Raw genomic sequence first — 7,317 nt, 5'->3', positions numbered from 1 at the left:
CAATATATTGGGGGGTCTGTAAACACTTAACCCCCCATCCGGCCCCGGGGTGGGGTCTTTAAACTTCTGCATGCCCATCGGGGGTTTCTGCCCCACGCCCCCCCCCCCCGCCGCCCCCGCTGGCGCCGGCCCCCCGATCCCCGGGGGCCGCCGCCTTCGGCGTATGCGTATGCCTACCGCCGCGCATGCCTACCGCGCGGTCGTCTCAGCGGTTGAGGTCGAGGATGGGTACGCCGCGCCCTTCGTACGCCTTGGGATGCACGGTGGCGACGAGCACGTCCGCGCCCCACACCGGTAGGTGACCGGCGGCGTGGATCGCAGCGCCGATCCCCGGAGGTACGCCGTCACGTTGCAACCGGGCCACCGCGAGCATCGCCGGGTAGTCGAGATCGACGGTGTGAACGACTTCCAACTGCCCGACATGCTCGGCGATCCCGAGGTACTCGCGATCGGCCTCCAACACCGACAGCGTCGACACCCACAGGCGGGGCTCTGCCTCCAGGTAGGCCCGGTGGATCAACGTGGACACCTGCCGATCGCCCGACAGCGCGAGCAGAGTCGGGGTGTCGAGAACGAGGTGGTACAGGATCACGCGGCCTCGCCCTGCGGCCGCGCGAACGCTTCCCGGAGCTTGCGCCCCATCGCGGCACTCTCCTCGTCGGTCACCTCGACGCCGAAATGCTCCGCCAGATACCCACGGGCCCACTCTGCCCGCTCACGTCGCTCCTCCTCCGTCAGTGTCGACTCCGCGAACTCCTGCACCAGAGAACGAATCGATGTCCCCCGGGACTCCGCGATCACCGCAAGGCGGTCCCGCACCTCGGCGGGTACCCGAATCATCGCATCAGACATGCCCGGAGTATACGTCACCGTATACTCACTCCACGCTGACCTTCAGCTCCTTCACCCCGTTGATCCAGGCGGACCGCAGTCGCCGTGGATCCTCCACCAGCCGCAGCCCCGGCAGGGCGTCGGCGATGGCGTTGAAGATGAGGTTGATCTCCAGCACGGCGAGTGACTTGCCGAGGCAGAAGTGGGGCCCGCCCCCGCCGAACCCGAGGTGCGGATTCGGATCCCGGGTGACGTCGAACGAATCGGGATCCTCGAACACCTCGGGATCCCGGTTCGCGGAGGCATAGAAGATCCCGACCCGGTCCCCCTCCCGGATCAGCTTCCCGCCGAGTTCGGTGTCCTGGGTGGCGGTCCGCTGGAAGGCGGTGACGGGAGTGGCCCACCGCACGATCTCCTCGGCGGCGGTGTCGGGCCGCCGGTCCTTGTACAGCTCCCACTGCTCGGGATGGGTGAGGAAGGCGTGCATCCCGTGGGTGGTGGCGTTCCGGGTCGTCTCGTTCCCCGCCACGGCGAGCATGAGCACGAAGAACCCGAACTCGTCGGAGCTGAGATTGCCCTCGTTCTCGGCGGCCACAAGCGTCGAGACGATGTCACCGGCGGGACACTTCTGCCGCTCGGCGGCCATGTTCATGGCGTACGCCAGGATCTCTGCGGCGGACTGCTGCCCGACCTCGGGAGTGACGGCGTACTCGGGATCGTCGTACGCGATCATCCTGTTCGACCAGTCGAAGATCTTGGAGCGGTCGTCCTGGGGCACGCCGATCAGCTCGGCGATGGCCTGGAGGGGCAGTTCCGAGGCGACGGAGGTGACGAAGTCGAAGGAACCGCCCTGCGCGAGGGCGCCGGCGACGATGGCGGTGGCCCGCTCCCGCAGTCGGTCCTCCAGCGCACGGATGGCCCTCGGCGTGAACCCACGCTGCACGATCTGCCGCACGCGCGTGTGCTCGGGCGGATCCATGTTCAGCATGATCAGCCGCTGGGCGTCGATGGAAGCCCGCTCGATGTGCTCGTTGAAGCGGATGATCGCGGTGTTGAGGTAGGAGGAGAAGAGCTCCGGATGCGTGGACACGTACTTCACATCCGCGTGGCGGGTGACCGCCCAGTACCCCTCGTCCTCGAAGCCGGCCACGTTGCCCGACTGCGGGATCCAGCGGACCGGTTCGGCGACCCGCAACTCGGCGAACTCGGGGAGGGGTACACGGTGTTGCAGCAGGTCGGGATCGGTGAAGTCGAACCCGTCGGGAAGCGCTGGACAGGGCATGGGCAGCTCCAGCCAAATCTGACACGTCATCAGATACAGATTGCCGTGAAGGTAGTTCAGGGTGCTTGAGGCTGCAAGACCCTTGCGGTGACCCACATCACGTCAGCAGACTGCACTCAGCAGAACTAGAACACGTACTAGTTCCGAAGGGATCCGCACCCATGGCCGCCGAACCCGTGATCGTGGAAGCAGTCCGCACCCCCATCGGCAAGCGCGGCGGCGCGCTCGCCAACCTGCACCCCGCCTACCTCCTGGGCGAGACCTACCGCGAACTCCTCGGCCGCACCGGCATCCCCGCCGACGCCGTGGAGCAGATCGTCGGCGGCACGGTGACCCATGCCGGCGAACAGTCCATGAACCCCGCAAGGACGGCCTGGCTGACCATGGGCCTCCCCTACGAGACCGCGGCGACGACGGTCGACTGCCAATGCGGCTCCTCACAGCAGGCGTCGCACATGACGGCGAACATGATCGCCTCGGGCGTCATCGACGTCGGCATCAGCTGCGGCGTGGAAGCGATGTCGAGGGTCCCCCTCGGCTCGGGCTCGAAGCACGGCCCCGGAAAACCGTTCCCGGAGGAGTGGAACGTAGACCTCCCCAACCAGTTCGAGGCGGCGGAACGCATCGCCCGCCACCGGGGCCTGACCCGCGAGGACGTGGACGCCCTGGGCCTGCTGTCCCAGTCCCGCGCGGCGACGGCCTGGGCGGAGGAACGCTTCAAGAAGGAGACCTTCGCCGTCCAGGTCCCGACGACGGAGGAGGAACAGTCGACGGGCCAGGGCATGTGGCGGCTGGTCGACCGGGACGAGGGCCTGCGGGACACATCGGCGGAGGCGTTGGCGCGCCTGAAGCCCATCATGCCGACGGCGGTGCACACGGCCGGCAACTCGTCGCAGATATCGGACGGCGCGGCGGCGATCATGTGGTCGTCGAAGCGCATGGCAAGGGCCCTGAAGCTGAGGCCGAGGGCGAGGATCGTCGCCCAGGCCCTGGTGGGCGCGAACCCGCACTTCCACCTGGACGGCCCGATCGACGCGACGAAGGCGGTCCTGGGCAAGGCGGGCATGTCCCTGAAGGACATCGACATCGTCGAGATCAACGAGGCGTTCGCGTCGGTGGTGTTGAGCTGGGCAAAGGTCTTCGACCAGGACCTGACCAAGGTCAACGTCAACGGCGGAGCGATCGCCCTGGGCCACCCGGTCGGCTCCACGGGAGCCCGCCTGATCACGACAGCGCTGCACGAACTGGAGCGCACGGACAAGGAGTTCGCCCTGATCACCATGTGCGCGGGCGGCGCACTGGCAACGGGGACGATCATCCAGCGGCTGTAGTCCAGCGGACGAACTCCGAGAACACGGCGGGCCGGAGCACGAGGACCGGACCCGCCGGGTTCTTGGAGTCACGGACGGCGACGGTGGCGGGGGTTTCGGCGATCTCGACGCAATCCCCGCCCTGGTCACCGCTATACGAAGACCTACGCCAGTTCTTCTCCATAGCGTTCCTCCATCACTCGCCGGATCAGCCGTGCCGAATCCTTGAGGGAGAGAGCAGCAGCCCGGAGATGATCGTAACGGAGTGAACAGTCCTTGACGGTGTCCGGGTTCGCGCTCGGATACCCGATGCCATACCCCTCGGTATAGACGATGGTCGGGTCACTGGAGAACCGATAGAGGTTGAACGAGCCTTGCGTCCCGGGATGCGCCCCGGCGGCGAACGGCAGCACCTGGATGTTGATCCGGGGATCGTCCTCGAACGACAACAGATGGGCGAGTTGCTCACGCATGACGACCCGGCCACCGATCTCCTGACACAGAGCGGCCTCACTCAACACCAGCCAGAAGACCGGCGGTTCACCCTTCTCGAAGATACGCTGGCGAGCGAGTCGGACGGCGGTGCGGTCGTCGAGGTCGTTCTTGTCGAGCACCCCGAGGACGGCACGCGCGTAGGCGGGGGTCTGGAGCAGGCCATGCACCAGGTGGGTCTGGAAAGTGCAGATCTCAGCGGCCCGCGCTTCCAGCTCCGCCACCTGCCGGAACCAGGCCGGAAGTTGACTGCGAAGCACAAGCTCGACGAGCCGCGAGAACAGACCGCCGGTCCCGAGGGCCGCATCCACCCGCTCACTGAACTCAGGGGTGGGAACCTTCCGCGCGGTCTCGACCTGCCCAACGAGCGACCCGGTGTAGTTGAGGATGCCCCCGAGCTGCTGCTGCGTAAGTCCAGCGGCCTCCCGCAACCGCCGAAGCTCGAACCCGTAGTAGTCGAGCGGCGAGGCTCCGGGATCAAGGACGTTGATATGGGTCACGCAGGGCCTCCCACGACACAACGGGTTGTATTCACGACGTAGCCCAGAGTAGTTGGAGCAGGTCACCCTCGTCCCGTGAACGGATACTTCCCCTCGATCTACGCGCCCCCGGTCCCCACGCAGTACCGGATGACGCTGACAGTCGGCGCCCACTCGGCCCGCCACATCCGCAGAATCGCCCGCACCCTCCTGGCGGACTGGGACCTGAAGGACCTGACGGACCCGGTCGAACTGGCCCTGACAGAACTGATCGCCAACGTGGTCCGCCACGCCCCGGACAGGCACTGCAGGCTGCTCCTCCTGAAGCAACCGGCGGGAGTAAGAGCCGAGGTGACAGACAACTACGGCCAACTACTCCCGACCCCGGCGGAGTTGCACCCGGAGTCGGAAGGCGGCCGAGGCCTGTTCCTCTTGGACGCGATGGTGGACAAGTGGGGGGTGTCACCGACACCCGGCGGCGGAAAGACGGTGTGGTTCGAGATCACCGAGAACGCCTCTGCTTCAGCCAGGCAGTTGTGAAGGACCCCACCACGATCAGGGCTCCGAAAACGGCAGACCACAGCAAGCCTCAGGGAGGGTCATCCAGCGAGCCGATCGCCCACAACGCCCCTGACATGACTACCCATGCGCCGAGCAGCCGCAGAACCATCGCACCCGGCGAGAGAGGCTCTGCCCGCTTCCGCATGGCTTCCTGCCGTGCTTCCTCGTACCGGCCGGTCCTCGCGTCATAGTCGTGCTGCCATCGCGCAAGGCGGGCCGCACCCCAGCAGCACAGCCCCACCCCAGCACCGAACAGAGCTGCCTGGAACAGAACCCAGGGATCGCCGAAACCGGACAACGCCCAGGCGACCGCGACCGCCAACAAGATCCCGCAGACCGCACCGGATGGCGAGCCACCGCAACTTCCAACCGGGTGGGAGGCTCCCCCGTCCCGAAGCTGCGCTCAAACGCCACCAACACCTTTTCCCAGCGCCGCATGCCCCCTCCGTGGGAACCGTTCTCCCGGTTTCCAGAGCCCAGCTCTGCCTCAGTCGGCCCGACGTCCCCCGGCTACAAGACCGCGCAAGTGCCGCTCCAACTCACTCGTATGTACGTTCCTCCGCTGTAGCCGTTTGACGGTCTGCAGGTCGTTCATGTCAAGGATCGGGGCGACGCTGACGAAACGGCCGACCGCTGGATCGTATTCGCGCGCGGCTAGATAACAACTGTGAGCCCGATGCCAGCCAACTGCGCACTCCGGATGCAACGCTAGATTCCGGTCCAGCCGAAGGTGACTGGACCGGGCAAACTTGACCTCTGCCACGCCCAGTAAAATTTCACAAACCGAAGGTTTCTTTACCTCCGAAGCCCGTCAGGAATATAGACCAATACCGCCACCCCTTGGCAAACGGTCCTCGAAGTTGCAGGCAGCCACGGCTCGGAAACCCGTTTCCCACAAGGCGGACAAGGAAGCACCAATATCTTCCATGTAGGTTTCTTCGTTGACCCCGTTCAGAATCTCGCACTCCAGAACGGAGGGCCAACCAATAAAATCTGATGGATCCGTCGAATCACCTTCATAATCATTGTGAGCGACATACACCCTTACAGTCGAGGAGACCAAAACGTCGTTCATTTCAGTCGTACCACCCAGTTTCCTCTCGACAGCCTTCAGGACAGCTTCCTGACTTGCCGAGTCGACATAGATCGAACAGTCCAGGTCGTTGGCAGAAACTGATTCATCGGATGCCGATGAAGGGACCATTATCGAAGGCACCTCCCATCTTGATGATCGAAACGTCGACGTGGTGAACATTGTCCCCCAGGATCGCCTGGACCCGAGAACGCAATCCGCTGAGCTTTGGCCTCGCGTCACCAGCCGTGATCTTACCCGTATCAATAGCCCAGTCCCTGGTTCGCTCCTGCGCAGACCCTGGTTTCACATTGGGCCACCTCTTCGCCACCAATGAATCGAAACTCTCCGGTGTTACCCTGACCGCAATATCCAGGTCCGACGCACCAGTCACATTTCCAGTGACCCGGCTCCCTTGCACAACAACATCGGCGTCGATATTCAGCTCCTTCCGGAATGCGCCACCAATTTCAGAGAACTGAGACCTAGTTAGCCCTTCAGGAAGGCGAACCAACTGATTCCATCGCGTTCCCGGGCGCAAACCGAACAAACCGATCGAGCCACCAGTCATACCGGTCAGCATTCCGAATTTGTATAGCTGATTTCGTGCGCTGCAAACCCACTGGGATTCGCCGGCGGGACAGGGAAGGTCAGGTATGTCAGATGCGCCCGGCGGTGACCCGACCGCCCCGGTTCCACAACTGCTGGCTACAGCGAAAATACAAACCCCGTTGGGTGCCTGATATACATACTGCTGAGGTTCAGGGACTTCAGCAAGGACAATTACATTGCCGCCACTATCGCTAGAAGCCGTACCCTCGCAGTTGTAGCACTCTCCGTTTTCGGCTGCGATCGTGTTGGCAGACTTCTTCGGTGGTCCGGGTGTGTGGCCGGGCGTCGTGTTCTCGTATCCCGGCCCGGGCCGCGTCGGACAGTCGAAGTCCGCGCACAGGCCGGTGGGGTCGGAACTCGTTACTGGGTTGTTGCCAGCGTAGGAATACCCGTTGAGGGATTGGGGTGCATCCATCGCGAGGATCGGGTCGACGCTGATGAACTGGCCGATGGCAGGGTCGTATTCGCGGGCGCCGATGTGGGTCAGGCCCGTCGTGGCGTCCTTCGTCTTGCCGAGGAAGCCCTTGTCGTCGGGCCAGGGGCCGTACAGCGGGGTGCCGCGGTCCGCGCCGAAGGGGGTCAGGTAGCGCTTGGTGAAGGTCTGGCCGGTGTCCGGGTTGAGGGCCAGCGAGGAGGTGTTGTGCTGGTCGCCCGTCAGGTAGGTGAGTTTGTTGGTGC

9 protein-coding genes are annotated in these 7,317 nt (G+C 64.6%); 2 read left to right on the top strand and 7 right to left on the bottom strand.

The window, feature by feature from the left end; all coding sequences use genetic code 11:
- Nucleotides 1-205: 205 nt before the first annotated feature.
- From AB0J04_RS44715 to AB0J04_RS44705, 3 genes are read right to left on the bottom strand one after another with little or no spacing between them, the layout of a single operon-like run.
- A complete protein-coding gene (locus AB0J04_RS44715; RefSeq protein WP_363174467.1) occupies nucleotides 206-592 on the bottom strand; it encodes a hypothetical protein in 387 nt (128 codons plus the stop codon).
- Nucleotides 589-852 (bottom strand): hypothetical protein, encoded by a 264-nt coding sequence (locus AB0J04_RS44710; RefSeq protein ID WP_363174466.1) that lies wholly within the window; start codon nucleotides 850-852, stop codon nucleotides 589-591. Before AB0J04_RS44710 ends, AB0J04_RS44715 begins: the two co-directional genes overlap by 4 nt.
- Nucleotides 853-877: 25 nt before the next feature.
- A complete protein-coding gene (locus tag AB0J04_RS44705; protein ID WP_363174468.1) occupies nucleotides 878-2,113 on the bottom strand; it encodes a cytochrome P450 in 1,236 nt (411 codons plus the stop codon).
- Between the two features lie 161 nt (nucleotides 2,114-2,274).
- On the opposite strand from AB0J04_RS44705, the gene AB0J04_RS44700 reads away from it, so the two are divergent.
- Nucleotides 2,275-3,444, top strand: coding sequence for a steroid 3-ketoacyl-CoA thiolase (locus tag AB0J04_RS44700; RefSeq protein ID WP_363174465.1), 1,170 nt, complete (start codon nucleotides 2,275-2,277; stop codon nucleotides 3,442-3,444).
- On the opposite strand, the gene AB0J04_RS44695 is transcribed toward AB0J04_RS44700, so the two are convergent.
- Together AB0J04_RS44695 and AB0J04_RS44690 are read right to left on the bottom strand one after the other, a co-directional pair.
- Nucleotides 3,428-3,607, bottom strand: coding sequence for a DUF397 domain-containing protein (locus tag AB0J04_RS44695; RefSeq protein WP_363174464.1), 180 nt, complete (start codon nucleotides 3,605-3,607; stop codon nucleotides 3,428-3,430). The genes AB0J04_RS44700 and AB0J04_RS44695 overlap by 17 nt on opposite strands.
- Nucleotides 3,588-4,415 (bottom strand): helix-turn-helix transcriptional regulator, encoded by an 828-nt coding sequence (locus AB0J04_RS44690; protein WP_363174463.1) that lies wholly within the window; start codon nucleotides 4,413-4,415, stop codon nucleotides 3,588-3,590. Before AB0J04_RS44690 ends, AB0J04_RS44695 begins: the two co-directional genes overlap by 20 nt.
- Before the next feature lie 75 nt (nucleotides 4,416-4,490).
- Here AB0J04_RS44690 and AB0J04_RS44685 point away from each other — a divergent pair, with 75 nt between their 5' ends.
- Nucleotides 4,491-4,934 carry an ATP-binding protein gene (locus tag AB0J04_RS44685; RefSeq protein WP_363174462.1) on the top strand — a complete coding sequence of 148 codons (444 nt, stop codon included), beginning with the start codon at nucleotides 4,491-4,493 and terminating at the stop codon, nucleotides 4,932-4,934.
- Between the two features lie 832 nt (nucleotides 4,935-5,766).
- Here the strand turns inward: AB0J04_RS44685 and AB0J04_RS44680 are convergent.
- Together AB0J04_RS44680 and AB0J04_RS44675 are read right to left on the bottom strand one after the other, a co-directional pair.
- Complete coding sequence (locus AB0J04_RS44680; RefSeq protein WP_363174461.1) at nucleotides 5,767-6,159, bottom strand: hypothetical protein; 393 nt, start codon at nucleotides 6,157-6,159, stop codon at nucleotides 5,767-5,769.
- Nucleotides 6,134-7,317 (bottom strand): RHS repeat-associated core domain-containing protein (locus AB0J04_RS44675; protein ID WP_363174460.1); only part of this gene is annotated, 1,184 nt, incomplete at its 5' end. The genes AB0J04_RS44675 and AB0J04_RS44680, both read right to left, overlap by 26 nt.

Source organism: Streptomyces sp. NPDC050263 (assembly GCF_040655955.1).
Classification (GTDB): Bacteria; Actinomycetota; Actinomycetes; order Streptomycetales; family Streptomycetaceae; genus Streptomyces.
The sequence above is the reverse complement of the archived record's forward strand: the minus strand, read 5'-3'. Positions and strand labels throughout refer to the sequence as shown.